This window comes from Brevundimonas sp. EYE_349 (assembly GCF_023147505.1).
GTDB lineage: Bacteria > Pseudomonadota > Alphaproteobacteria > Caulobacterales > Caulobacteraceae > Brevundimonas.
Window position 1 is genome coordinate 51,527 of the sequence record NZ_JAHXPB010000005.1, and the last position, 24,148, is coordinate 75,674.

A 24,148-nucleotide genomic window follows, 5' to 3' on the forward strand; every position below is an offset into this window, starting at 1 on the left:
GCTCAGGCCGGCTCGGGGTTCAGGAAACTGCGGGTCAGCTCCACCGCATCGGCCAGACCCATACGTTGCACCTCGGTTCCCGGCGGCAGGCTGGCGAACAGGCGGGTGGGGGTGGCGGCGTCCAGCATCAGGAACACCCCCTTGTCGTCGCCACGCCGGATCAGGCGGCCGAAAGCCTGGGCGATGCGTGCGCGGGCGATGGCGTCGTCATAGCCTTTTCCACCCAGACGTTCGCGCCGCGCCTTGTGCAGCAGGTCCGGACGCGGCCACGGCACCCGGTCGAAGGCCAGAACCCGCAAGGACCGCCCCGGCACATCCACCCCGTCCCGCACAGCGTCGGTGCCAAGGAGGCACGCGTTCTCCTCGACCCGGAACATGTCGACCAACGCCCCGACCTCCAGCGGATCGACGTGCTGGGCGTACAGCGGAAAGCCAGACTTCGCCAGGTCCGGCCCCAGCCGCTCATAGACCGCCTTCAGACGACGGATGGCGGTGAACAGACCCAGGCCCCCGCCCCCGGCGGCCAGGAACAGTTCGCGCATCGCCGCCGCCGTCTGGCGGGGATCGTCCTTGATCAGGTCGTTGACGACGATGACCCGGCTGTTGGCGGCGTAATCGAACGGGCTTTCGACCTTCAGGGTGCGCGGCGGCTCGATCAGCCGCGCCGATCCGGTCCGCAGCCGCGCCAGATCGAACGGGTCTTCCTGCAAGGGATCGGACAGGGTCGCCGACGTCACCAGCACCCCATGCGAGGGCACGATCACGGCGGCCTCCAGCGGCACGGTCGGGTCGATCCAGTGGCGGCGCAGGGCCACGTCGTGGATGCGGCCGAACGCCGTCTCGGCCGACAGCCAGTCGACGAAATCCGGGTCCGGTTGGTCGCCGCCGTCCTCCAGCGCCGCCAGCATCGACCGCCAGCCCGGCAGGGTCATGCGCGCGCGCCGGTCCAGTCCGCGCAAGGCGCCCTCGATGCGGGAGCGCTGCGACCCGTCCAATTCGGCGGCCTCGTCGTCCAGAATGTCCTCCAGATGCCGCGACAGGGCCAGCAACGGCGCCTCTATGGCCGCCAGGGCCTGGGCCGCCGCGCGCGCGGTCTCCGCCACAGGATCGGTGACGGGTTTCAGCGCGCACTCCATGCCGAACTCTGGCCCGCCATAGGTATTGGTCTCGGCCGTGCGCGCCCGCAACTGGTCCAGGGCGGCGGCCAGGAAGGCCTCGATCGGACCGATGGGATTGACCTCGCCCGAGGCGGGCGCGACCCGACCCGACACCCCCTCGCCCGGCAGGGCGGCGGCGGCGCGGATGGCGTCCTGCAACGCCTTCAGCGCCGCCTCATTGTCATTGACCATGTCGCCCAGGCGCTGCTCCAGCCCGCGCCCACGACGCCCCCGCCCCTCCGGCCCGCGAATCCAGCGACGCAGCTCCGCCGCCTCCTGACCGGACAGACAGGCGGAAAACGCGCTGTCGGCGGCGTCGAACAGATGGTGGCCCTCGTCGAAGACGATCCGCTTAAGGGCCGCCGTCTCGCCGTCCTGCTGCTGGCCCCGCGCCGACCGCGCGCCGTCGAACGCCGCCTGCGTCAGGACCAGGGCATGATTGGCGATGACCAGATCCGCGCGGCGGCTGGCGCGGATGGTCTTTTCGACGAAACAGGTGCGGTAGTGCGGACAGGCGGCGTGAACGCACTCGCCCCGCCGATCCACCAGGTTCCCCGCCCCCGCCGCATGGGCCGCCGGCTGGGCGAACAGGCCGGGCAGCCAGCCGGGAAAGTCCCCCCCCGTCATGTCGCCGTCGCGCGTATGCAGCGCCCAACGGCCGACCAGCGCCAAGCCGATCAGGTCGCCGTTCCCCAACTGGGCCGCCTGAACCATGTCCTGCAGGTTCAGGACGCACAGATAGTTTTCGCGCCCCTTGCGGATCACCGCCTTCTTCTTGCGCTCGGCCGGATCGGGCCACAGCGAATGGCTCTCGCGGTCGATCTGGCGTTGCAGGGCGCGGGTATAGGTCGAAATCCAGGCCGCCCCCTGGTTCCGCTCGGCCCACAGGGAGGCGGGCGCCAGATAGCCCAGAGTCTTGCCCGTGCCGGTCCCCGCCTCGGCCAGCAGGACGCGGGGTCGTCCCTCGTCGTTGCGCGGCGAAAAGGCGAAGGCGGCCTCGGCGGCGTAGTCGGACTGGCTGGGCCGCGTCTCGTCCAGGCCCGAGGCCTGAAGTAGCTTCTCCAGCCGGATGCGCGCGCTCTCGCTGTCGACCGGGGCCGATCCCGCCTCGCCCCGCGGCGCCTCGTCCTCCCACTCCGTCAGGCGCGACCAGACGTCGAGACCCGATCCGCGATGCTGGCGCGCCCGCACCCCGCCCGCCTCTAGCGCCTGAACCACCCGCTCACCCCAGGCCCAGCCTGCGCGCTGCATCGTCAGGGCCAGGACATAGGCCGCCTCCCGCTCAGGATAGGCCGGCTGCGCCAGTTCGCTCAGCAGCAGACCAGCCGCCTCGCGCAGCGCCGCCGCCTGTTCCTCCGCCGACTTCGGTTCGGCCAGACCTAGCGACAGGGCCAGCCCCGTCGGCGACGGCGCACAGAACCGCGCCGGTCGCACAAAGGCGTAAAGCTCCAACACGTCCTTCAGATCAGATGATCGCGGCGGCGGCGTCAGGCCCAACCGCCGCGCCGTCAGGGACGCATGGGCCACCAGAACCGGCCCGGTGGTGAAGAAGCCCTCAGCCGCCCCACGGCCGATCTTTCTGGCCCCCGCATCATCGCACACGGCCCCCGCGCCCGGCGGCGTCGCCAGTGCGGGCGGCAGGTCGAACCAGAGTTGGCGCCCGGTCTGGATCGTTTCTGCAATGACGGATTCGTCTGACACAGCCGATAGATAGCGAGCCTCAAAGCGAAACGGAACGGGAACATCTAGCGACCGGCGCTCTGGCGCGCTATTTCTGGCTCATGGCCGCCAAGACGAAGCTTCTGACCCCCAAGGGCCTGCTGGCCGTGACCCTGCTGGCGGCAGCGATTGTCGTCCTGATCGGATTCATCGCCTGGCCGCCGCTCAGCGCCGCCATCGCCCAGGATTCCTGCCTGGATTCAGGCGACGCATGGAACGGTCAGACCTGCGTGGGCGCTCGTCTGAGGTGACGTCCCTCCCCCCGCTTTTCGCCGACTGGTTCGCCAGCCGCGGCTGGTCGCCTCGGCGGCATCAGTTGGAGATGGTCGTGGCGGGTCAAGCCGGGGCGCACGCCCTGCTGGTCGCGCCGACTGGCGGCGGCAAGACGCTGGCGGGGTTTCTGCCCAGCCTGATCGATCTGGCGGAGCGGGGGCCGAGGCCTGAGATCGGGCCGGGATCGGGGGTCCACACCCTCTATTTGTCGCCGCTAAAGGCCCTGACCACCGACGTCGAGCGCAACCTTATGACCCCGATCCGCGAGATCGGGCTGAACATCCATGTCGAGACCCGCACCGGCGACACGAAACAGTCCAAGCGCCAGCGGCAGAGGGATTTCCCACCCGACATCCTGCTGACCACGCCTGAACAGCTGGCCCTGTTCTGCGCCTGGGAGGGCGCCCGAGCCTATTTCGCCGACCTGAAATGCGTCGTGCTGGACGAGGTGCATGCGATCTGGAGCGGCAAGCGCGGCGACCTGCTGTCGCTGGGCTTGGGCCGGTTGCAGAGCTTTGCGCCCCAGATGCGGCGGGTGGGGCTGAGCGCAACCATCGAAGACCCCGATCTGATCCGGGGATGGTTGGCGCCGGCTGGAGGCCCTCTCGATACTGTGACCCTGGTCAAGGGCGACCCCGGCGCGCCGGCGGTCATCGACGTGCTGATCTCGGAGGGCAAGGTGCCGTGGGCGGGCCATACGGGGCGGCACGCCATTCCCGAAGTCTATGCCGCCATCCAGCGCTCGACCCTGGCCCTGATCTTCGTCAACACCCGCTGGCAGTCGGAGTTCGTGTTCCAGCAGCTTTGGGCGATCAACGACGACAACCTGCCCATCGGCCTGCACCACGGCTCCCTGGCGGCGGAGCAACGCCGCAAGATCGAGGCGGCGATGGCGCGCGGCGACCTGCGGGCCGTGGTCTGCACCTCCACCCTGGACCTCGGCATCGACTGGGGCGACGTCGATCTGGTCATCCAGATGGCGGCGCCCAAGGGCTCCAGCCGTCTGGTCCAGCGGATCGGCCGGGCCAACCACCGGCTGGACGAGCCGTCGCGCGCCCTGATGGTGCCCGCCAGCCGGTTCGAGATGCTGGAGTGCCAGGCCGCGCGCGAGGCCGTCGCCGCCAACGCCTTCGACTGGGAGCCGATCCACATTGGCACCCTGGACACCCTGGCCCAGCACGTCATGGGCGTGGGCTGTTCCGAACCCTTCGACATGCAGGCCCTGTATGACGAGATCATCGGCTGCGGCCCCTATCGCGACCTGACGTGGGAGCAGTTTGAGGAGGTGGTCGATTTCGTCGCCACCGGCGGATACGCCCTGCGGACCTATGACCGCTTCGCCCGCATCGTGCGGACGCAGGACGGGCGCTGGAAGGTGCGAAACCAGCAGATCGCCCAGCGCCACCGCATGAATGTCGGCGCCATCGTCTCTGCCGGAACCCTGAACGTCCGCGTCGCCAGCCGCCGGGGCGGGGCGTCGCGCCAGCTGATCGGCGGTCGCAAGGTGGGCGAGGCCGAGGAATGGTATTTCGAACAGCTGACGCCCGGCGACACCTTCCAATTCGCCGGCCAGATCTGGGCGTTTCAGGGCATCACGGGCGCCGACGCCTTGGTGACGCACGCCAACGACAGCGACCCCAAAATCCCGTCCTGGGGCGGATCGAAGTTCCCGCTGTCCACCTCCCTGGCCGACCGGGTGCGCGACATGGTCCACGACCGCGACCACTGGCGCGTCCTGCCTCCCGACGTGCAGGAATGGCTGGAGTTGCAGGAAACCCGCTCGGTCATTCCCGACGCCGAATCCATGCTGGTCGAGACCTTCCCGCGCGGCAGCCGTCACTTCCTGGTCGCCTATCCGTTCGAGGGCAATCTGGCCCACACCACCCTGTGCATGCTGCTGACGCGGCGGCTGGACCGGCTGGGCGTCGGGCCGCTGGGGTTCGTCGTCACTGACTATTCGCTGGCCATCTGGTCGATCCGGCCGATGGACAGGATCGACCTGGACGCCCTGTTCCAGCCAGACATGCTGGGCGACGATCTGGAGGCCTGGCTGGAGGAAAGCTTCATGATGAAGCGGTCCTTCCGCAATTGCGCCCTGATCTCGGGCTTGATCGAACGCCGCCAGCCCGGCGCCGAAAAGACCGGCCGGCAGGTGACCTTCTCCACCGACCTGATCTACGACGTGCTGCGCCGCCACCAACCCGACCATCTGCTGCTGAAGACCGCCCGCGCCGACGCGGCTTCCGGCCTGCTGGACGTGTCGCGCCTGGGCCAGATGCTGACACGGATCGAGGGGCGAATCCGCCATCAGCCCCTGACCCGCCCGTCGCCCTTCTGCGTGCCGGTCCTGGTCCAGATCGGACGCGAGAGGGTAGGCGGGGACGCCGCCGAGATGATCCTGGACGAGAGCGCCGAAATGCTGATCGCCGAGGTGATGGACGACGACGAACCGGACGCCGTCACGGGCGGGGCGGTATGAACGCGGCCCTGCGTCAGACCCTGGCCCCGGCGCGCCGGACGTGCGGCTCCCTCAGCGTTCGGGTCGCGGGCGAGGTCTGCGTGCTGCGCTGTTCGGGGGCGATGTGGGTTCCGGCCCACCACACCCTGATCGTCGCCGATCTGCACCTGGAGAAGGGGTCGGCCTTCGCCGTGCGCGGCCAGATGCTTCCCCCCTATGACAGCCGCGCGACCCTTGATCGGCTGGAAGCCGAGGTCGAGGCGCTGGCGCCCGAACGGGTGGTCCTGTTGGGCGACAGTTTCCACGACACCAGGGCGGTTCCGCGCATGGCGGTCGAGGACCGGGCCCGACTGGATCGGCTGGCGGGCGGGCGCGACTGGCTGTGGCTGGAGGGCAATCACGACCGCGAGGCGCTGAAGCGTGACGCCGAAAGCGTCAGCCGCCTGCCCGGACGGATCGTCGGCGACATGATTTTGGGCCCGCTGCGTTTGACGCACGAGCCGGAGCCGCTGTCGGCCGAAGGCGACCGCCATGGCGAGGTGGCGGGCCACCTGCATCCAGCCGCGCGCGTCGCCGCCTATGGTCGCGGGGTGCGGCGGCCCTGTTTTGTAACGGACGGGCGCCGGATCGTGCTGCCGGCCTTCGGCGCCTTCACCGGGGGACTGAATGTGCGCGATCCGGCGGTGGCCAATCTGTTCGCGACCCCGCCGCTGGCCGCCGCCCTCGGACGCGACCGGGTCCATGCGCTGACTTGGTCAGTGCTGCGCTGATCCGTTTGGTGCTGGCGCGGCGTTCGTAAAGCGTTCAGCACGTCGCTTCACCGCGTCTTGGGGCGGGCCATGCACAGTGGGACGGCATCGGATCCAGGGACGCCCGCCTCATGCTCACGCCGCGCCACATCGTCATGGCCGCCCGCCTTATGTTCGTGGCCGCCAGCTTGAGTATGGCGGTGCTGATGCTGGGTCCGTTTCAGGGGGTGGAACAGATGTTCGGCCTGAACGACAAGACCGCCCATGTGGTCGCCTTCTATGGCTTGGCCAGCGGCCTGTTCCTGATCGCCCCGCGTCAGCGTCGCGACGATCTGGCCCTGTTCGTCGTCGCCGCCGCCTTCGCGCTTGAACTGCTGCAGGGGCTGACGGGGCGCACCGTCTCGATCATCGACTTCCTGGCCGGATCGGCCGGCGTCGCGGCCGCCTGGGCGCCAGGCCGTATCGAACAGTTGCGCGCCGCCTTCCGACAGTCGCCCGATCTCACGTTCAACGAGATGGCTCGCGCCGACCGCCGCCTGCGTCGACGGCGCCCACAGAACGAACGGCGCCGGCCGTCGCCCATAGCAACAGTTCGCGACTGACCCGCCTCAGCCGCGCGGCGCGATCCGCCAGACGGTGTTGGACAGATCGTCGGCGACCAGCAGGATGCGCTTGTTCTGGTCGAAGGACACCCCCACCGGGCGACCGCGCGCCTTGCCGTCCTTCAGGAAGCCGGTGGCGAAATCGACCGGCTGGCCGCTAGGCCGGCCATTGTTGAACGGCACGAAGACGACCTTGTACCCGGACGGATCCTGGCGGTTCCAGCTGCCGTGCATGCCGATGAAGGCGCCGTTGGCGAACGGGCCGCCGAAGCCGCCGTTGCGCGCGAAGTCCAGACCCAGCGCCGCCACGTGCGATCCCAGGGCGTAGTCCGGCTTGATCGCGCGCGCCACCAGATCGGGCTTCTGCGGCATCACGCGCGGGTCCAGGTTCTGACCCCAGTAGCTGTAGGGCCAGCCGTAGAAGGCCCCGTCCTTCACCTGGGTCAGATAGTCGGGCACCAGTTGCGGCCCCAGTTCGTCCCGCTCATTCACCACCGACCATAACAGGCTGGTGCCCGGCTCGATGGCCAGTGCGGTGGGGTTGCGGATGCCGGTGGCGATGGTGCGTCGCGCGCCGGTCGCCCGGTCGATCTCCCACACCACGGCGCGTTCTTCCTCGACCTCCAACCCGCGTTCGCCGATGTTGGAGTTGGAGCCGATGCCGACATACAGCTTGGTCCCATCGGCGCTGACCGTCATGGCCTTGGTCCAGTGGTGGTTCAGGCGCGACGGCAGTTCTGTGACCCGCTCGGGCCGGGTGCTGATGCCGGTCTGACCAGGCTGGAACGGGAAGCGGACCAGGGCGTCCTGCTCTGCGACGTAGAGATAGCCCTCCACCCAGGCCAGGCCGTAGGGGGCGTTCAGGTTCTCGACCAGAACGGTGCGCAGTTCCGGCACGCCGTCGTTGTTGGCGTCACGCAACAGGGTGATGCGGTTTCCGCCGTCGATCTTGGTATTGCCCTGTTTCTTGATGACGCCCGCGATGACGTCCTTGGGCCGCACCGCCGGCGCGCCCCCGCCGCGTCCTTCGGCGACCAGAACGTCGCCGTTGGGCAGCACCAGCATCTGGCGCGGAATCTTCAGATCGGTGGCGAAGGCGCTGATGGTGAAGCCTTCGGGCACGGCGGGCGTCTCGCCGTTCCAGGCCGCCGGCGGGCTGATCTTCATGGCTGGGACCAGGGTCTCGTTGACCCGGGGAAGGTCGGGCGTGGCGCCCTTCTGATTCAACTTGGGATCGCTCGAGGAGCCGCACGACGCCACCGTCAGGGCCACGGCCAGGGTCGCGGCGCTGGCGGCCAGGATGTTCTTGTTCATCGGACGATCTCCCGATCGGCATAGGCGGTCCAGCCGGCGACCAGGACCAGCAGGGTGCAAAGAAGCGACAGGATAAGGCCGAACGCGCCGACCGAGCTCCAGGCGTCCTGGCTGTGTTTGAAGGCGTTCACCAGGCCCAGCAGCCAGGCCAGGGCGAGCGTCGCCACATGAACGATCCGCCAGGTCGACCGCCCCCGGCGCAACGACAGCACCAGATCGACGATGGAAAAGACGCCCGCAATCCCGCCGAACACCAGGGCCAGCGCGATCGACCAGGCCGAGAAGTTCGACCATTGCATCTCCGCTGTCCGCAGATAGGCGATGTCGGTGAACAGGGCGAAGGTGAACAAGGCGACCGGAAACGCCAGCAACAGCCTGTGCAGCGGTCGGATCACCGCCCCCGAAATCTCATGGGTGTTCATGCCTGCCCTCTCCCTGTGTCAGGATGGGCTAACCGCCTGATCGCGAAATGGTTCACCGACCCGCAAAGGCCCGCCCTGCGTCATTTCGTTGCGCGGACCTCAGGGCTCCAGTTCGATGTCCCAGTAGAGGTAGTCAAGCCAGCTCTGGTGCAGATAGTGGGGCGGAAAGCGGCGGCCGGCGTCCTGGAGTTGCCAGGCGTTGGGGCGATACGGCTCGCGGCGGATCGGCATCATGGCCTGGCGCGGGGTGCGGCCGCCCTTGGCGAGGTTGCAGGGGCTGCAGGCGGCGACGATATTGTCCCAGGTCGTGCGTCCGCCCTGAGATCGGGGAATGACGTGATCGAAGGTCAGCTCGGTCGATCGCCCGCAATACTGGCAGGCGAACCCGTCGCGTAAAAAGACGTTGAAACGGGTGAAGGCTGGGCTGCGGTCCTGGTCGACATAGGATTTCAGCGCGATCACGCTGGGGAGCTGCATCTCCATGGACGGGGATCGCACCACCTTGTCATACAGGGACACCACGTCGACGCGGTCCTGATAGACCGCCTTGACCGCCTCCTCCCACGGCCAGAGCGACAGCGGATAATAGGACAGAGGCCGGAAATCGGCGTTCAGCACCAGGGCCGGGAAACCGGACGGCGGTCTATGGAGAACCTGCATCAGGCCCTCCCGTTCTGGCGGGGGGATTTTGAGGCGACAGAGGTGAGGACACGTCTCCTTCCCTAGTCTTATGGGGCTAGCCTACGCGCGATTCCCGTTCATCGCCATGACCGACGTGCAGCGTTTTCGTGACGCCCCCGCCTCAACTCCGCGCGGCATGAGTGGGAAAGCCCGGCAGGGTCCAGCCCCACCGCAGCGCCGCCGCTCGCAACAGGAAGCCGCAGAGGGCGGCGGCGATGGCGGCGGGCCACACGCCGACGCCTGGCGCCCGCAGCGCCATATAGACGGTCGCCGCCAGGATGGCCGCCGTGACGTTGATCTCTCGCCGCAGCAGGATGGACGGCTGGCCCGCCAGGGTGTCGCGCACCACCCCGCCGAAACAGGCGGTCAGCGTGCCCATGACGATGCAGATCAGGGCGGGCGCCCCGGCCGCCTCGGCCTTGGCCGCCCCCATGACGCCGTAGGCCGCCAGGCCGATCGCATCCAGCCATAATAGAGCGCGGAAACGCCAGTCGCGCTGCCCCACCAGCCACAGGGCCGTCGAGGCGAACAGGCAGACGGCCAGATAGCGCCAATCCTGAACCCAGAACACCGGCAGGCCCAGCAACAGGTCGCGCAGGGTCCCGCCCCCGACCCCGGTGATGGCCCCGAAGAAGGCGAAGGTGACCACGTCGTGCTTTTCGCGCGCGGCGGCCAGGGCGCCGGTGGCGGCGAAGACGGCCACGCCCGCGAAATCCAGCGCCGAAAGCACGGTCTGGGCGTTGCGCAGCGGCTCGGTCAGGGCGGGATCCAGCGGGGTCATGCGGGCGTCTCCAGCACGATATCGCCGCGCTTGACGCCCGTGTACCAGGCCCACAGCATATGGGTCGCGACCGCGCGATACGGTCGCCAGACCTCGGCGCGGGCGTAGGCCGCCTTCTGATCGGGCCGAACTTCGGCGCCGTCGGCCCAGCGGATCGCCTCCTGCAAGGCCACGTCCCCGCCGGGGAACACGTCCAACCGCCCCTCGCACATCAGAAGATAGGCCTCGGCCGTCCACAGGCCGACGCCCTTTAGCGCCGTCAACGCCGCGATGGCCGCCACGTCGTCCAGCTTCGACAGATGCTCCAGATCGATCTCTCCAGCCATCTGGGCGCGGGCCATGCCCTGGCCGTAGGTCGCCTTCTGACGCGACAGGCCCATGCCGCGTAACTGGTCCACATCGTACGCCAGCAGGCGCTCGGGCGTGATCCCGCCCAACCCCTCGCGCAACCGCGCCCAGACCGAGGCGGCCGAGGCCACCGACACCTGCTGCTCCACAATCATGCGAAACAGCCCCTCGAACCCGCCGATCCTCAACCGCCATTCGAACGGCGGCGTCTGGGCGTGAACGCGCGCCAGGGCCGGATCGGCGGCGACAAGCGCCTCGCGCGCGGCGGCGATGTCATCGGGCGTGGGTTGAAGCGGCATGACCTACCTATGACGCGCCGGGACGCTCAAGGAAATGCGGTCGATGGCGGATTTCGGCTGGCGACAGACCGAGCCAATAACTATTATTGGCTTCTTCATCGAGGAGGCCGCCATGACCATGACCGTCGAACTGGGCGCATTGGAGCAGGTCGTCGACCGGCTGGTGCGCGACGGCCGTTACGGCTCCAAGAGCGAAGTGCTGCGCACCGGCGTCCGACTGGTGCAGGAGCATGAGGCGCGGCTGGCGGTCCTGCTGGGCAAGCTGGAGGAAGGCATAAAGGCGGCTGACGAAGGGCGCGTTCGGCCGCTAGAAGCGGTTCACGCGGAGATTTTGGCGCGGTTCGGCACGGCTCACGACGAATGAAGGTCCTCGTCACCGAACCTGCCCAAGACGACATTCGAGAAATCGGCGAGTATATCCGACAGGACAGTCCCCCCGCTGCTGCACGTTTGGTGGAAGGACTGCTGGCCGCGTGTAGGGAGTTGGCGCGTAATCCCAACCGCTATCCCAAGGCTTCTACGCTTGGCCTGAGGAAACGGGCTCACGGTGCATATCTCATCTTCTATCGCGTCGGCCCTGTCATAGAAGTCGTCCGCATCCTTCACGCGGCCCGCGACTGGACGCATCTGCTGGACACGGACGAAGATTAGCCGTGTTCGCCACCCGCTTCGCCCCGTCTCCCACCGGCCGACTGCACAAGGGCCATGCCTTTTCGACCCTGACGGCCTGGTCGGCGGCGAAGGCGGCGGGCGGGCGGTTCGTGCTGCGGATCGAGGACATCGACCCGACACGATGCAGGCCCGAATATGTGGCCGGGATTCTGGAGGATCTGGCCTGGTTGGGGCTGGATTGGGAGGCACCGGTTCGGCGTCAGTCCGATCATCTGGACGACTACGCCGCCGTTATCGAACGCCTTAGGGCGCGCGAACTTCTCTATCGCTGTTTTCGCACGCGCAAGGACATCCTGAACGCCATCGGCGACGCGCCGCACGGCGCCATGGAGGCGGTGCGGCCGGGCCCCCATTCGGCGCAGGAGGAGGCGCGATTGCTGGCCTCGGGCGCGCCGTTCGCCTGGCGGCTGTCGCTGGATCGGGCGCGCGACGCGCTGGGCGAGGCGGTCTGGAACGGCATGACCTTCGTCGAAGAGGGCGAAGGTCCCGATGGAGAGACGGGCCCCCTGCCCGTCGATCCGGCGGCGGCGGGCGACGTCGTGCTGGCGCGCAAGGATACGGGGGTCGCCTATCATCTGGCCGTGACCCATGACGACGCCCTGCAGGGCGTGACCCATGTGATCCGGGGCCAGGACCTGTTCGCCGCCACCCCTGTGCAGCGGTTGATCCAGACGCTGATGGGCTGGCCGGCGCCGACCTATCGTCATCATCGGCTGCTGGCGGGACCCGACGGGCGGCGCTACGCCAAGCGGGATCGGTCGGTCACCCTGGCCGAGCTGCGCGCCGGCGGGCTGACGGCCGAGGCGCTCCGCGACGAACTGGGGTTCAGCTGCGGCGGCTGAAGATTCGCGAGGCGCCGTAGCCGGTCAGCGCCGCCAGCACGACGCACAGCACGCCGTACAGCCACGGGCGGCGATGGGCGAACTCGTAGATGTCGCGCTCCAGCCCCACCTTCTCGACCGTCAACGTCAGGTTGGAGACCGACTGCGGCTCGCCGTCCTGAAACAGCCAGACCTCGGCGTAGTATTTGCCGGTCGGCGCCACGGTCGGCAGCTTGACCTCGGCGCGGAACAGCCCTTTGTCCACGAACTCGACCCCTTGGGAATCAGTGTCGTAGAGGGCGGCGGCCTCCTTCAGCCGGATCACGGCGCGGCGCCAGTCCAGATAGTCGTCGCCCAGACGGCTGACCACGACGTCGCGCACGCCGTAACGCGAGACCGTGCGGCTCTCCTGCGGCGCGTCGATGCGAAGGTGATCGACCCCGACGCCCAGGCGCCGCAACTGACCGAAGTCGGCGATGTCGCTGAGCGGCCGGGTCGAGGCGGTCATGTAGAAGCCCGGCGCGCCCTCGAACACCACCGGCCGGCTGTTCAGCCAGACGCCCGAGGTGCGGGTCTTCTTGACCAGGCGGATCGGAGCGTCCGGCCCGCGGACCACCACGACGACGTCGGTCGGATCGGGCGTCGGATTGAACACCGCCCCGTACAGGACGATCGACGCGCCCCGGAAACTGGAATCGACATGGACCTGGGCGTCCGTCAGGGCGGCGGCGACGCGCAGGGTCCCGGTGGTCGCCTCCGAGCGGTCGGACGCAGGCGCGGCGACGGCGGCCGGTGCGGGATCGGGCGGCGGCAGGGCCTGGATCATTCCGGAATCCCCGGCGCCAGCATGAAGATGTCGGCAGGCCGCACGAACAGCTCCAGCCCCATCTGGATCCCGACCAGCAACACGATCAGCCCCAGGGCCGCGCGCAGCTCCTCGGCGCGGAACCGGCCGGCGAACCGGGCGCCGATCTGGGCCCCCACCACCCCGCCCAGCAGCAGGATGGTGGACAGAACGACGTCGACCGTCTGGTTGCGTCCGGCCTGCAGGATGGTGGTGATGGCGGTGGTGATGATGATCTGGAACAGGCTGGTTCCCACCACCGCGCCCGCCCGCATACGCAGGATATAAAGCATGGCCGGCACCAGGATGAAGCCGCCGCCCACCCCCATGATGGCCGACAGCACCCCGGCGAAGACGCCCAGGCCGAACGGCGGCAGGGCGCTGATGTACAGACCCGACTTGGGGAACTTCATCCGCAGCGGCAGGCCGTATAGCCACATCGGGCGGCGACGATCCTTGCGCGGCGCCGGCACGCCCCGGCGGCGGCGCAGGATTTCCGTCAGGCTCTCGTTCAGCATCAGGCAGCCGATGGCGCCCAGGAAAACCAGATAGGACAGGGCCACCACCAGATCGGCCTGGCCGAGCAGGCGCAGGTATCGAAACAGCTCCACCCCCGCCAGGGCGCCGACCGCCCCGCCGGTCGCCATGACCGACCCCATCTTGAAGTCGACCGCCCCCTGGCCGGCGTAGCGGATCACGCCCGAGGTCGAGGAGGCCACGACGTGGCTGGCCTGGCTGGCCACGGCGACGGTCGGGGGAATGCCCAGGAACACCAGGATCGGGGCCATCAGGAAGCCCCCGCCGATGCCGAACAGGCCCGAGACGAACCCGACCACCGCCCCCAGGATCACCAGGGTCGGCCAGTTCACCGAAACCTCGGCGATCGGCAGATAGATGTCCAAAGGACGGGCCTTCGGCTGGAGCGGTTACAGGTTCGCCGTCAGGCGGGGCGGAGGCGGTGTCTTAGCCTGAAGCCTGCGACGCTGTCTGCGACAAAGGCCGGGATTGGGCGACGAAGGCGTCGGCGGCGGTTCGGGCGGCGCGTTGATCCACGGCGCTGGCCTGCGGACGCAGCCGCGTCACGGCGGCCTGGGCCTCGGTGTCGCCGCCGCGCGCGGCGATCATGTACCACTTCAACGCCTCGGTCGGGTTCTTGGCCACGCCGTCGGCCCCGGTCTCATAGATGCGGGCGACGTTGTACTGACTGTCGGGCAGACCGCCTTGGGCCGCCTTCAGCAGCCAGGCCAGGGCCTCGGACTGGTTGGTCGCGCCGCCGTCGCCTTCGTACAGCTGCATCCCGTAAAGATGCATCCCGCGCGGATCGCCGCCCTCGGCCGCGCGGCGGCCCCATTGACGGCTCTTGGCCGGATCGGCCGGCACGCCGGCGGCCCCGTCAAGATACAGCTGTCCCAGATAGGTCTGGGCCGGGGCGTAGCCCAGGTCGGCGGCGCGGGTCATGCCCGCCAGGCCCGACATGTCGCCGCCATCCAGCTTGCCGATCGCGGCCTCGTAGTCGGCGGCGCCGGGGCCGGCGATGTCGAAGGCGGCGCGCGGTCCAGTCGGCGTCACGGCCGAGGCGGCGAGAGGCGTCGCCGACGTCTTCTGGTCGCTGGCTGGTTGAGACCCGCCCCCAAGGTTCGGCAGTTCGAAACCGGGCGCGCCGCCGTCCGTCAGCGACAGATAACCATAGACGCCGCCGGTCAGGGCGACCGCCGTGACCGAGGCCAGAAAGGTCTTCTTGACCGTGGAGCCGTCGCGGGCCGCCTGTCGGTCCAGCCGCTCCTGCAGCTTAGACTTGCCGCCGCGCTTCAGGCCGAAGCCTTGACGCGAGGTCGGTTCAGGCTCGGGCGGCGTGGTGATGGCGGCGCGGGCGGCGTCGATGGTGGAGCGGGTCGAGGAGGCGCGACCGGCGGCGGCGGCGGCCCCCATGCTGGCGCGCAACTGGCGCGGATCGACAAACTCGGTCTCGCCGCCGAAATCGTCCTCGTCCGCGTCCAGCGCGTTGGAAGGACGGGGTTCCGAAGCGGACGGCGTGGCGGAGAAGCCAGGCGAGGTCGCCTCCAGCGCATCGTCCACGTCGGCGCCGCCAAAACCGCTGAACGGCTGGATGACGGGTTCGCTCTCGGCGGTCGGCGCCTCGACGGCTTCAGCCTTCGGCTGGGGCTCCAAGAAGGCGCTGGCCGGGAAGGGCGCGGCGTCGGCGACGGCCGGCGTCACCGGATCGCTGGACCAGTCGCCTTGTTCCGTGAAGGTCTCGTCGGGGAAGGCGGCGGCGCGCCAGTCGCTCTCGATCGAGGCGGACTGGATAGGCGCAGGCGTCGTGCGTTCGGCGACCGCGCGAGACGAGGCGCTATCCAGAGGCTTGTCGCGGATCGGCGTCGGCGTGCGCGTCTCCATGCTCTCGCGCGCCTCGGCCAGCAGGCGCGCGGTGCGCTCCTCGCTCATCCGCATCCGCTCGGCCAGTTCGCCCGAGGCGCGGTCGTAGCGCTGCTCGATCTTGTCCGAGCTTTCCGACAGGCGACGGCTGATGTCGTCCAGCGCCTGCTGCGAGCGGCGCTCGGACTGGGCGATGCGGTCGCTCAGTTGGTCCGAGATGCGCGTGATCTCGCCGCCCAGCTTCTCCAGCGCCAGGGCGTGGCGGTCGTCGCTGGCCGTCAGGCGCTGATCGACACGATCCAGATGGCGGGCGAAATCCTGGTCCAGGCGGGCGGCGCGGCGCGCGACCTCGGCCTCGATGGTCTGGCCGACCGCCTCGGTGACGGCGCGGCCGATAGCGTCGGCGCGTCCGGCGCTCTCGCCCTCCACCTTCTGAACGCGGGCGCTCAGATTGCGGGCGATGCGCATGACCTCGCGACCCATGGCCTCCAGGCCCACGGCCGACTTCTGTTCCGAAGCCTTCAGCTGGTCGCCCACGGCCTGGACCGCCCGCTCGATGCGGTCGATCCGTGCGCCGGTTTCGGCGGCGTCCAGCCGTTGCATCATTTCGGCGCGATTGTTCTCGATCTGGCGCGACAGGCTTTCGGCCAGCTTTTCGAAACGGGCGGCGTCGCGCGCGCCTTCCGGCTCGACCCGGCTCTCGGCCGCGCGCATCCGCGCATCCAGTTCGGCGAACGAGCGTTCCAGCGTCCTGAGGGCCTCGGTGGTGCGGTTCTGCGCCGCGTCCAGTCGCGCGCCGACCTGGGCCATCAGTTCGGAGCCGACGCCCGGCCCGGCCGCCTTCTCGACCGCCTCCATCCGTTCGCGCAGGTCGTTGACGCCCAGGCGCTGGCGCTCCTCGATCTCGTACAGCCGCCCCGACAGGGCGCCCAGCGAGGTTTCGACCTTGGCGAAACCCTCCTGCGTCGTCGGACCCGTTTCGCGCTCGAAGGCGCGCAGGCGGCGATGGCCCTCGCGCAGCTCCTCGGCGATGTCGTCGATGCGGCGGGCATGGCCCTGCGTCTCGACGTCCTGGCCGTCCAGCCGACGCATGAGGCCGGCGACCGCCTGGTCCACGCCTTGAATGGCCACGGTCGAGCGGCGCTCGGCGGCTTCCAGCCGCGCAGCGATGGCGTCTATGGAGGCGCTGATCCGATGACCGTCGCTTTCGGGCAGTTCGTAGGCGTCGTCCAGCCGGCGACTGCGGTTGCGGCGCTCATAGCTTTCGGAAATCGGGCCGCGACGCGGCAGGGTGGCGTAACCCTCCTCCTCGTCTTCCATGATCATGGAGTTCAGCCATTCGCCCAGCGTCATGCCGGAACGACGCGCCAGATCCTTGGCGACTTCACGCGCCTTCGGATCGATCCCCTTAACGCTCCACGGCGCCGCTGCGCTCACTGATTCGTCTCCCGGCCCATGCGACGAAGGCTATACCGTCAATATCGAGGGTGTAAACTGATGGTTAACCGCAATATCTAGCAGCGGTCCGCCAATCCTGTGGACAGCGCCTCTGCGGCCCTGGATTACTGAATCATTACGGTTAATGCGCCGTGAAGATTAACCTCCGGGCAAGGGTTTCGCTTGCCAAGGCCCGCCGCTTTCGCCACCTGCGAAACCATGAGCCTGACCCTCACCCTCATCCTGCTGGGCCTGGCCCTCGCCCTCATGGTCTTCACCGGCTGGCGCGGGGCCTTGCCGCCCGATCCGATGAAGGGACCGCGCCTGATGCCCTGGCGGTTTCTCATGATCGGGGCCGCCGCCGTGGCCCTGCTGCTGTTGATCCATCTAGCGACCCTGTTCGGCGCTGAGCGCACGCCCTGGATCCCCGGCCGCTAGATCGGAAAGCTTGGCCTTAGGAACCCGACATGGGCCGGGCGGTTGATGGTGCGACCCATGAACGGAGACGCCACATGAGCGACAAACTGACCCCGGCCGAGGCCGAGAAGGAATTCTGGAAAAGCCTGAAGGAGTCCAACACCGGCATGCTGGGGATCGACCGCCCCGGCTATCACCACCAACCGATGACGGGCTTTGGCGAGGACGACACCGGGACGATCTGGTTCTTCACCCGCGACGACACCGACTTCGCCCGTGACGTCGCCGCTGGCGGCCAGAAGGGCATGTTCTGCTATCAGGCCAAGGACCAGAAGGTTCAGGCCTGCATCCACGGCGCCTTGGGCATCGATCAGGACCGCGCCAGGATCGACAAATACTGGAACCCCGTCGTCGCCGCCTGGTACCCGGACGGCAAGGACGACCCGCACCTGACCATGGTGCGTTTCGACGCCGACGACGGCCGCGTCTGGGTGTCCGACAAGGGCGCCATCGGCTTCGGCTATGAAGTTCTAAAGGCCAATATGACCAAGTCCATCCCCGACGCCGGCGGCGTGGCCGACGTGAAGCTTTAAGTCGGCTTCAGACGACGACACACAGTCCCAGCTCGACCGTAATTCCGTCACCTTCGGTTGTATCAGTTGCAATCTAGATTGCTCGAAGGATTATGTCGTGCTGGGATTTTTGACCGCTATGTCGATCGCCTGCGCGCCGCCGGACGGCGTCGCGGAGCTGCTTGACCGGCCCGAACACGTCATCATGATCGGCGAGTCGCATGGTACGGCGGAGGCGCCGCGCGCCGTTGGAGAAATCGCCTGCGCCGCCGCCGAACGTGGGCGGGTTGTAGTGGCCCTTGAGCTCGGCGAGACGCTTCAGCCAACGATCGACGCCTTCATGGCCTCGCCCGACCAAGCCTCGGCCTTGGCTACATTGCGCGGATCATCTTTGACCACGCGCGCGGTGCAGGACGGCCGCACCAGTCGGGCGCTCTTGGATCTGCTGAACAGGGTCCGCCAATTGAGAGCGTCAGGCCGTGACATCAGCATTAATCTGTTTCAACCGTCCAGCCTGGGTCGAGGCGATAGCCTGGATCAGGCATGGTACGAATTGAACATGGGATATCTGTTGGGGCGCGCGCGCCAACTGCACCCCAACGCCCGGGTCATCGGCCTGGCGGGCAATGTCCACGCGCGAAAGACAGCCATCGAGCGCTATCCCCATATAGGCCTGCCTGCCGCTGCCCATCTGCCTGCGCGCGAGACGATCAGTCTCAAGATCGCTCAGCAGGGCGGCGAAGCCTGGAACTGTTCAAACGATACGTGCGGGGTCAATCCGTCTCATGCCCTCTACGATGAGAATGCCCGCGGGGTGATCATGACCCCGCCGGAAGACGGCGGCTATGACGGCGTTCTGGCGCTCGGTCCGTGGACCGCGTCTCCCCCCCTTAACGTCGGACCATAGGTCGCGATCAGCCGCCCAAGCACCAGGCCAGTACGGCTTTCTGGGCGTGGATGCGGTTCTCGGCCTCGTCCCACACCAGAGAGCGCGGGCCGTCGATAACTTCGTCGGTGACCTCCTCGCCGCGGTGGGCGGGCAGACAGTGCAGGAAGACGGCGCCGGGTGCCGCCGTCTCCATCAGGGCCTCGTCGACCGTATAGGGCTCGAAGGCGGCCAGGCGCGCCTCGTAATCCTGATCGCCCATCGACACCCAGGTGTCGGTGACGACGACATCGGCGCCCTTCACCGCGTCCTTGGGATCGCTGGTCAGGGTGACGGCGGCGCCCCCCTTTTCTAGATCGCGCAGGTCGGGATGGTATTCGGCCGGGCAGGCGACGTTCAGGTGGAAGCCGAACCTGGGCGCGGCGTGCATGAAGCTGTGGCAGACGTTGTTGCCGTCGCCGATCCAGGCGATGGTCTTGCCGGCGACTGGCCCGCAATGCTCCTCGATGGTCTGCAGGTCGGCCAAAATCTGGCAGGGGTGCGAACGATCGGTCAGACCGTTGATGACAGGCACGGTGGAGACGCGGGCGAAGCGTTCGACATCCTCATGGTTGTTGGCGCGGATCATCACCGCGTCCACCATGCGCGACAGAACGCGGGCGGTGTCCTCGACCGGCTCGCCGCGCCCCAACTGCATGTCCGAAGCGGTGGCGATGATCGAGGCGCCGCCCAGCTGTCGGATGGCCGCATCGAAGCTGAATCGGGTGCGGGTCGAGTTCTTTTCGAAGATCATGGCCAGAACCCGATCCCGGCCCGGCGCATCGGCGTCGGCCCGCCCCTGGGGCCAACCCTTGCGCGCGGCCTTGCGGGCGTGGGCGTCGTCAAGAATGGCGCGCAGATCGGCAGCGCCGAGCCGGTGGATGTCGAGGAAGTGCCGGACCATTGCCTAACTCCGCTCATCCCCGCCAAAGCGGGGACCTGGTGCTTTGGGCGACAGACGCCCGGTGTGGGCTTCATCCCTTTCGCGGGGATGAGCGGTTTGAAATCAGGCGGCCAGCGTCTCGCGCGCCGCCTCGCAGGCGCCTTCGAAGCGGGTGATGGCCTCGCGGGCCTCGTCCAGCGTCAGGTTGAGGGGCGGCAGCATCCGAACGCAGTTGTCGCCGCCGCCGGCGATCAGCAGCTGTTGCGTGTCGCGCGCCAGGGCCATGAATTCGCGATTGTTCGGGACCAGCTTGACCCCGATCAACAGGCCCTTGCCGCGCACGTCCACGATCACGTCGGGGAAGCGCGCCTGAAGACCGGCCAGCTGCTGCTTCAGATATCCGGCGATCTCGGCGACATTGTTCAGCGTCTCGGGGCTGTTGATCAGGCCGAGCGCCTTCTGACCCACGGCCATGGCCAGAGGATTGCCGCCGAAGGTCGAGCCGTGGACGCCGACCGTCATGCCCTTGGCCGCCTTGGCCGAGGCCAGGCAGGCGCCGATGGGGAAACCGCCGCCCAGGGCCTTGGCCACCGCCATGATGTCGGGCGCCATGCCGGCCCATTCGTGGGCCCACAGCTTGCCCGTCCGGCCCATGCCGCACTGAACCTCGTCGAAGATCAGCAGCACGCCGTTGTCGTCGGCCATCTGGCGCATCCAGCGCAGGTCCTCGACCGGCGTCTCGCGGCACCCGCCCTCGCCCTGGACGGGCTCCAGGATGACGGCCGCCGTGGTCGGGTTCTCGAAAGCGGCCTTCAGCGCGTCCTTGTCGCCCCAGGTCAGCTGGTGGAAGCCCTGCATCGGCGGGCCGAAGCCCTCGGTGTAGCTGGGGTTCGCGGCGGCGTTGATCGCGCCATAGGTCCGGCCGTGGAACGAGCCGTCGAAGCCGTAGATGTCGATCCGCTCAGGCTGGCCATTGGCCGAATGATATTTGCGCGCCGTCTTCAGCGCGCATTCGACCGCTTCCGTGCCTGAATTGGTGAAGAAGACTACGTCGGCGAAGCTTGATGAGCACAGGGCGTCGGCCAGCGCTTCCTGGCCCGGAATGCGGAAGATGTTGGACACATGCCACAGCTTCTCCGCCTGGTCCTTGACCGCCTGGACCAGTTCGGGATGGGCGTGGCCCAGGCCGTTGGTCGAGATGCCGGCGACGCAATCGAGATATTCGGTCCCATCGGTCGCCCACAGACGCGCGCCTCGGCCGCGTTCCACTTCCAGCGGCGCGCGATTGTAGACACCCATCAGATGTTCAGTGGACACGGGACCAAGACCTCCAAAAGCGAGACGGCTCCGCCGCGAGCGACGGAGCCGGATTGATACGGAAAGGCGTTGTCGGATTAGTGAAGGGGTTAGTCAACACCGGCGCCGAGCAGGCCGCGGACGCGGACATCCGCGACGATGGCGCGCAGGGCCTGGATTTGACCGGCGTCCAGAACGCGCAGCGGCAGGACGAAGTTGGTGTTGGGCGCGGACCGGCCTTCGCGCGGGGTCGGCTGAACGCCTGGTATCTCGACAGCGGCCGTCACAGATTGCTGGGCGGTGTCGCAGGCGCGGTTTCGGCGGCGACGGCGTCGGCCTTGGCCTGGTTCTCGACCAGCCGCTTGTCCAGGGCCAGGCCCAGATCGGCGATGAACAAGCCGAACCGGGCGACGTCCACGCCTTTGAGATAAGACAGCTTGTCCTCGGTCGAGTGGATGCGCTGGAACACCGGCGGGACAAAGCCCTCCTTCAGGCCGTTGTTCTCGCCGCCGTTGAAGGCCAGCCACATCTGGTGGGCGCCGATCGCGTCCTGGGTTCCCAACGACACCACCGGCACCCCGGCGGCCGAGAAGGCGCGGTCGTCGCTGGGCGGATAGGTAGGATAGGGCATGCAGTCGAAGTTGCGCTCGGCGCACAGGCCGCGCAGCGTTTCCAGCACGAAGCGCGACTGCTCGCCGTTGTTCTCGCCGTACATGATGGTCTGGCCATAGGCGGCGACGTCGGCGTTGACGACGGCGGCGATGCGGTCCTTGCCGTGCGTCTCAAGGAAGGCCTTGGCGCCCAAGAGGCCCAGCTCCTCCTGGTCGGTGAAGACGAAGACGAAGCGGTGGGCGACCGGCTGGCCTTCCAGCGCCATGTCCAGGGTCTTGGCCGCCTCCATCATGGCCATGACCGAGCCGACATTGTCGACGATGCCCTGCGACAGGGTTCCGTCGCGCAGTTTGACCGCATCGTAGTGGGCGGTCATCACGATATCCTTGTCGCCCTGCCCCACGGTCACGACGACGTTTGAGCCCTGCATCGGACCAGTCGTGCGATTGCCGCCCTCGAAGGTCTGAACCTCGGGCGTGAAGCCCAGCGTGTTCAGAAACCCGACCAGGACCTGGGTTCGCTCGGCGTTGGTGGGCTTGACGAACTGGGCGGCGCCGGCGGCGATATCGGGCCGATCGCCAGCCTGCGGGGTGGCTTCCTGGGCGAAGGCGGGGACAGCGGCCAACAGGGCCGTGGCGGCGACAAGCGAACGGAACAGCATTGGCGGACCTTCCTGGGAGGAGCGATCCGCAACAGGTAGCGATCTAGCTCTTCAGGCGCCAGCCCGAGCGGAACACCAGCCAGCAGGCCGCGCCCATGGCGGCCATCAGGACGGCCGAACCGATGACACCGACCGCCAGATTGCTCTCGGCATGGCCGATGAAGCCATAGCGGAAGCCGTCGATCAGATAGAAGAAGGGGTTGTAGTGGCTGATCGACCGGAACGGCTCTGGCAGATTGTCGACCAGATAGAAGGTGCCAGACAGGAAGGTCATCGGCATGACGATGAAGTTCTGGACCGCCGCCAGGTGGTCGAACTTCTCGCTCCACAAGCCGGCCAGAACCCCGACCATGCCCATGATGAAGCTGGCCGCCAGGGCGAACCAGACGACGGCGAACAGATTGGCGATGTGCAGCGGCGCGAACGGCAGCACGCAGATCGCCGTGACCAGGCCGACCGCCAGACCGCGCGTCGCGGCGCCCAGCGTGAAGCCCAGGGTCAGCTCCAGCGGGCTGAGCGGCGGGGTCAGGAAGTCGGTCGCCGTGCCCATGATCTTGGCCTGGATCAGGCTGGACGAGGCGTTGGCGAAGGCGTTGTTCAACATCGCCATCATGATCAGGCCGGGCGCGACGAACAACGCAAAGGGCGTGCCGTGCAGCGGCGGCCGCGCATTTTGCAACGCCACCACGAACACCAGCATGTAGAGCAGGGTCGTCACCACCGGCGCCGCCACCGTCTGGGCCCCCACCTTCCAGAACCGCCGCACCTCGCGCAGATACAGGGTCTGCACCCCGATCCAGTTGATCCCCGGATAGCGACGCGGCTGCGGCAGGCCGGAGGGACGGGTTGCGATCAGGTCGGAGGTCGTCTCGGTCATGGACCGCCAGATGCGCTTTGCGTCCCTGCCGCGCAAGGGCGTCGTGAGGGGCGAGTAGTGAAGCGTGACCGTCTCGATGCAGTCGCCCCACTCACGATTCACGCGTCACCCCTCACGACCCGACCTTAACCTTAACGATGATTCAACATCTGGTTTCTGTGGACAGGATGATTCGCACATCTTGCGGTTCTTAACGGCTGGTTTACGATTAGTTGTAGGTCAAGACCCCGGAGGGGGAGCCTGGACCTAGATATTGAATCCAACTCGCTGGAGGGTGGCATGACCGCAGGCTGGACCGACGACCGCGTAGGCGCGCTGAAGAAGCTTTGGCTGGAAGGCCAGTCCGCAAGCCAGATCGCCAAGCAACTGGGCGGCGGGGTCACCCGCAACGCCGTGATCGGCAAGGTGCACCGTCTGGGCCTGTCGGGCCGGGCCGCCCCGTCGCAGCCGGCGCGCACCGTCGCCGCCACCTTCCGCACGACGCGCCCGCGCCCTGCCGCGCCCGCCACACCCGTCCCGGCGCCGGCCCAGCCTTCGGCCCCGCGCCGTCTGGAAGCCGTCCAGCCCAAGCCGGTCCAGCCGGCCGCGCCCGTCCCCGCCCCGATGCCGGACCTGCCGGGCACCGCCACGGTCATGACTCTGGGCGCGCATATGTGCAAATGGCCGATCGGCGACCCGTCGTCGCGCGAGTTCAGCTTCTGCGGCCGCCGCGCCTCGGAAGGCGTCTATTGCGTCGAACACGCCCGCGTCGCCTACCAGCCCCAGATCAAGCGTGGCAAGGACGGCTCGTCCGACCTGGCCCGCAGCCTGCGTCGCTACATCTAAGCGCGCTATCGCTCGCCGCGCGGTCGCTCACGATTTGAGCGCGGCGTTCTGCGCAAATCCCCCTCGCCGACTCGCGCAAGCAAGTCGGCGAGACTTCAGGGGCGGGGGCTGCGGTTCATCCGGGTTG

25 protein-coding genes are annotated in these 24,148 nt (G+C 68.1%); 11 read left to right on the forward strand and 14 right to left on the reverse strand.

Features of this window, described 5'->3' with window-relative positions; genetic code table 11:
- Positions 1-2 precede the first annotated feature (2 nt).
- On the reverse strand, positions 3-2,858 hold the full coding sequence (locus KZX42_RS10375) for an ATP-dependent DNA helicase (protein ID WP_248119256.1): 2,856 nt from the start codon (positions 2,856-2,858) through the stop codon (positions 3-5).
- Between the two features lie 80 nt (positions 2,859-2,938).
- Here KZX42_RS10375 and KZX42_RS10380 point away from each other — a divergent pair, with 80 nt between their 5' ends.
- The 4 genes from KZX42_RS10380 to KZX42_RS10395 all read left to right on the forward strand — a co-directional run bounded on the left by KZX42_RS10380 (position 2,939) and on the right by KZX42_RS10395 (position 6,958).
- Entirely contained in the window at positions 2,939-3,127 is a 189-nt protein-coding gene (locus KZX42_RS10380; RefSeq protein ID WP_248119257.1) for a hypothetical protein, read from the forward strand.
- Positions 3,124-5,628 carry a ligase-associated DNA damage response DEXH box helicase gene (locus KZX42_RS10385; protein WP_248119259.1) on the forward strand — a complete coding sequence of 835 codons (2,505 nt, stop codon included), beginning with the start codon at positions 3,124-3,126 and terminating at the stop codon, positions 5,626-5,628. The genes KZX42_RS10380 and KZX42_RS10385 overlap by 4 nt, the downstream gene beginning before the upstream one ends.
- Entirely contained in the window at positions 5,625-6,377 is a 753-nt protein-coding gene (pdeM, locus tag KZX42_RS10390; protein WP_248119260.1) for a ligase-associated DNA damage response endonuclease PdeM, read from the forward strand. Before KZX42_RS10385 ends, pdeM begins: the two co-directional genes overlap by 4 nt.
- Positions 6,378-6,487: 110 nt before the next feature.
- Entirely contained in the window at positions 6,488-6,958 is a 471-nt protein-coding gene (locus KZX42_RS10395) for a hypothetical protein (protein ID WP_248119262.1), read from the forward strand.
- A 6-nt stretch (positions 6,959-6,964) separates the two neighbouring features.
- On the opposite strand, the gene KZX42_RS10400 is transcribed toward KZX42_RS10395, so the two are convergent.
- The 5 genes from KZX42_RS10400 to KZX42_RS10420 form a co-directional block, all read right to left on the reverse strand.
- Positions 6,965-8,272, reverse strand: coding sequence for a sorbosone dehydrogenase family protein (locus KZX42_RS10400; protein WP_248119264.1), 1,308 nt, complete (start codon positions 8,270-8,272; stop codon positions 6,965-6,967).
- A complete protein-coding gene (locus KZX42_RS10405; RefSeq protein WP_248119265.1) occupies positions 8,269-8,694 on the reverse strand; it encodes a DUF2231 domain-containing protein in 426 nt (141 codons plus the stop codon). Before KZX42_RS10405 ends, KZX42_RS10400 begins: the two co-directional genes overlap by 4 nt.
- Before the next feature lie 99 nt (positions 8,695-8,793).
- Positions 8,794-9,354: an HNH endonuclease gene (locus KZX42_RS10410; protein ID WP_248119267.1), complete on the reverse strand. Its 561-nt coding sequence runs from the start codon at positions 9,352-9,354 to the stop codon at positions 8,794-8,796.
- A gap of 142 nt (positions 9,355-9,496) precedes the next feature.
- A complete protein-coding gene (locus KZX42_RS10415; protein ID WP_248119268.1) occupies positions 9,497-10,156 on the reverse strand; it encodes a trimeric intracellular cation channel family protein in 660 nt (219 codons plus the stop codon).
- Positions 10,153-10,803, reverse strand: coding sequence for a DNA-3-methyladenine glycosylase 2 family protein (locus tag KZX42_RS10420; protein ID WP_248119270.1), 651 nt, complete (start codon positions 10,801-10,803; stop codon positions 10,153-10,155). Before KZX42_RS10420 ends, KZX42_RS10415 begins: the two co-directional genes overlap by 4 nt.
- 112 nt (positions 10,804-10,915) lie before the next feature.
- Between KZX42_RS10420 and KZX42_RS10425 the strand changes: the two genes are divergently transcribed.
- Genes KZX42_RS10425 through gluQRS form a run of 3 tightly spaced genes read left to right on the forward strand, consistent with a single transcriptional unit; the run spans position 10,916 to position 12,317 of the window.
- Positions 10,916-11,167 (forward strand): type II toxin-antitoxin system ParD family antitoxin, encoded by a 252-nt coding sequence (locus KZX42_RS10425; protein WP_248119272.1) that lies wholly within the window; start codon positions 10,916-10,918, stop codon positions 11,165-11,167.
- The gene (locus KZX42_RS10430; protein WP_248119274.1) at positions 11,164-11,454 is read left to right on the forward strand and encodes a type II toxin-antitoxin system RelE/ParE family toxin; all 291 of its coding nucleotides are present in this window, start codon (positions 11,164-11,166) and stop codon (positions 11,452-11,454) included. The genes KZX42_RS10425 and KZX42_RS10430 overlap by 4 nt, the downstream gene beginning before the upstream one ends.
- A 2-nt stretch (positions 11,455-11,456) precedes the next feature.
- Entirely contained in the window at positions 11,457-12,317 is an 861-nt protein-coding gene (gene gluQRS, locus KZX42_RS10435; protein ID WP_248119275.1) for a tRNA glutamyl-Q(34) synthetase GluQRS, read from the forward strand.
- Here the strand turns inward: gluQRS and KZX42_RS10440 are convergent.
- From KZX42_RS10440 to KZX42_RS10450, 3 genes are all read right to left on the reverse strand, one after another.
- The gene (locus KZX42_RS10440; RefSeq protein WP_248119276.1) at positions 12,301-13,122 is read right to left on the reverse strand and encodes a TIGR02186 family protein; all 822 of its coding nucleotides are present in this window, start codon (positions 13,120-13,122) and stop codon (positions 12,301-12,303) included. The two genes, gluQRS and KZX42_RS10440, sit on opposite strands and share 17 nt — an antisense overlap.
- Positions 13,119-14,042 (reverse strand): sulfite exporter TauE/SafE family protein, encoded by a 924-nt coding sequence (locus KZX42_RS10445; protein WP_248119277.1) that lies wholly within the window; start codon positions 14,040-14,042, stop codon positions 13,119-13,121. The genes KZX42_RS10440 and KZX42_RS10445 overlap by 4 nt, the downstream gene beginning before the upstream one ends.
- A gap of 61 nt (positions 14,043-14,103) precedes the next feature.
- Positions 14,104-16,953, reverse strand: coding sequence for a hypothetical protein (locus KZX42_RS10450; protein ID WP_248119279.1), 2,850 nt, complete (start codon positions 16,951-16,953; stop codon positions 14,104-14,106).
- Between the two features lie 219 nt (positions 16,954-17,172).
- On the opposite strand from KZX42_RS10450, the gene KZX42_RS10455 reads away from it, so the two are divergent.
- The 3 genes from KZX42_RS10455 to KZX42_RS10465 all read left to right on the forward strand — a co-directional run bounded on the left by KZX42_RS10455 (position 17,173) and on the right by KZX42_RS10465 (position 18,849).
- Positions 17,173-17,391, forward strand: coding sequence for a hypothetical protein (locus KZX42_RS10455; RefSeq protein WP_248119281.1), 219 nt, complete (start codon positions 17,173-17,175; stop codon positions 17,389-17,391).
- A 74-nt stretch (positions 17,392-17,465) separates the two neighbouring features.
- Positions 17,466-17,963, forward strand: coding sequence for a pyridoxamine 5'-phosphate oxidase family protein (locus KZX42_RS10460; protein WP_248119283.1), 498 nt, complete (start codon positions 17,466-17,468; stop codon positions 17,961-17,963).
- Between the two features lie 97 nt (positions 17,964-18,060).
- A complete protein-coding gene (locus KZX42_RS10465) occupies positions 18,061-18,849 on the forward strand; it encodes a hypothetical protein (RefSeq protein WP_248119285.1) in 789 nt (262 codons plus the stop codon).
- Positions 18,850-18,856: 7 nt separating this feature from the next.
- Here KZX42_RS10465 and argF read toward each other — a convergent pair whose 3' ends face one another.
- From argF to KZX42_RS10490, 5 genes are all read right to left on the reverse strand, one after another.
- Positions 18,857-19,771, reverse strand: coding sequence for an ornithine carbamoyltransferase (gene argF / locus KZX42_RS10470; RefSeq protein WP_248119287.1), 915 nt, complete (start codon positions 19,769-19,771; stop codon positions 18,857-18,859).
- Positions 19,772-19,873: 102 nt separating this feature from the next.
- Entirely contained in the window at positions 19,874-21,067 is a 1,194-nt protein-coding gene (locus KZX42_RS10475; RefSeq protein WP_292047901.1) for an aspartate aminotransferase family protein, read from the reverse strand.
- An 89-nt stretch (positions 21,068-21,156) separates the two neighbouring features.
- Entirely contained in the window at positions 21,157-21,333 is a 177-nt protein-coding gene (locus KZX42_RS10480) for a hypothetical protein (RefSeq protein WP_248119289.1), read from the reverse strand.
- On the reverse strand, positions 21,330-22,319 hold the full coding sequence (locus KZX42_RS10485; RefSeq protein ID WP_248119290.1) for a M20/M25/M40 family metallo-hydrolase: 990 nt from the start codon (positions 22,317-22,319) through the stop codon (positions 21,330-21,332). The genes KZX42_RS10480 and KZX42_RS10485 overlap by 4 nt, the downstream gene beginning before the upstream one ends.
- A 43-nt stretch (positions 22,320-22,362) precedes the next feature.
- Positions 22,363-23,196, reverse strand: coding sequence for an ABC transporter permease (locus KZX42_RS10490; protein ID WP_248119292.1), 834 nt, complete (start codon positions 23,194-23,196; stop codon positions 22,363-22,365).
- 279 nt (positions 23,197-23,475) lie between these two features.
- On the opposite strand from KZX42_RS10490, the gene KZX42_RS10495 reads away from it, so the two are divergent.
- Entirely contained in the window at positions 23,476-24,021 is a 546-nt protein-coding gene (locus tag KZX42_RS10495; protein ID WP_248119294.1) for a GcrA family cell cycle regulator, read from the forward strand.
- The last annotated feature ends 127 nt before the right edge of the window (positions 24,022-24,148 follow it).

Coding starts and splice junctions, on each gene's coding strand:
- KZX42_RS10415 (WP_248119268.1), bottom strand. CDS start 10,156: ATGACCCCGCTGGATCCCGCCCTGACCGAGCCGCTGCGCAACGCCCAG.
- KZX42_RS10410 (WP_248119267.1), bottom strand. CDS start 9,354: ATGCAGGTTCTCCATAGACCGCCGTCCGGTTTCCCGGCCCTGGTGCTG.
- KZX42_RS10440 (WP_248119276.1), bottom strand. CDS start 13,122: ATGATCCAGGCCCTGCCGCCGCCCGATCCCGCACCGGCCGCCGTCGCC.
- KZX42_RS10425 (WP_248119272.1), top strand. CDS start 10,916: ATGACCATGACCGTCGAACTGGGCGCATTGGAGCAGGTCGTCGACCGG.
- KZX42_RS10405 (WP_248119265.1), bottom strand. CDS start 8,694: ATGAACACCCATGAGATTTCGGGGGCGGTGATCCGACCGCTGCACAGG.
- KZX42_RS10495 (WP_248119294.1), top strand. CDS start 23,476: ATGACCGCAGGCTGGACCGACGACCGCGTAGGCGCGCTGAAGAAGCTT.
- argF (WP_248119287.1), bottom strand. CDS start 19,771: ATGGTCCGGCACTTCCTCGACATCCACCGGCTCGGCGCTGCCGATCTG.
- KZX42_RS10455 (WP_248119281.1), top strand. CDS start 17,173: ATGAGCCTGACCCTCACCCTCATCCTGCTGGGCCTGGCCCTCGCCCTC.
- KZX42_RS10395 (WP_248119262.1), top strand. CDS start 6,488: ATGCTCACGCCGCGCCACATCGTCATGGCCGCCCGCCTTATGTTCGTG.
- KZX42_RS10400 (WP_248119264.1), bottom strand. CDS start 8,272: ATGAACAAGAACATCCTGGCCGCCAGCGCCGCGACCCTGGCCGTGGCC.
- KZX42_RS10485 (WP_248119290.1), bottom strand. CDS start 22,319: ATGCTGTTCCGTTCGCTTGTCGCCGCCACGGCCCTGTTGGCCGCTGTC.
- pdeM (WP_248119260.1), top strand. CDS start 5,625: ATGAACGCGGCCCTGCGTCAGACCCTGGCCCCGGCGCGCCGGACGTGC.
- KZX42_RS10460 (WP_248119283.1), top strand. CDS start 17,466: ATGAGCGACAAACTGACCCCGGCCGAGGCCGAGAAGGAATTCTGGAAA.
- KZX42_RS10420 (WP_248119270.1), bottom strand. CDS start 10,803: ATGCCGCTTCAACCCACGCCCGATGACATCGCCGCCGCGCGCGAGGCG.
- KZX42_RS10490 (WP_248119292.1), bottom strand. CDS start 23,196: ATGACCGAGACGACCTCCGACCTGATCGCAACCCGTCCCTCCGGCCTG.
- KZX42_RS10380 (WP_248119257.1), top strand. CDS start 2,939: ATGGCCGCCAAGACGAAGCTTCTGACCCCCAAGGGCCTGCTGGCCGTG.
- KZX42_RS10430 (WP_248119274.1), top strand. CDS start 11,164: ATGAAGGTCCTCGTCACCGAACCTGCCCAAGACGACATTCGAGAAATC.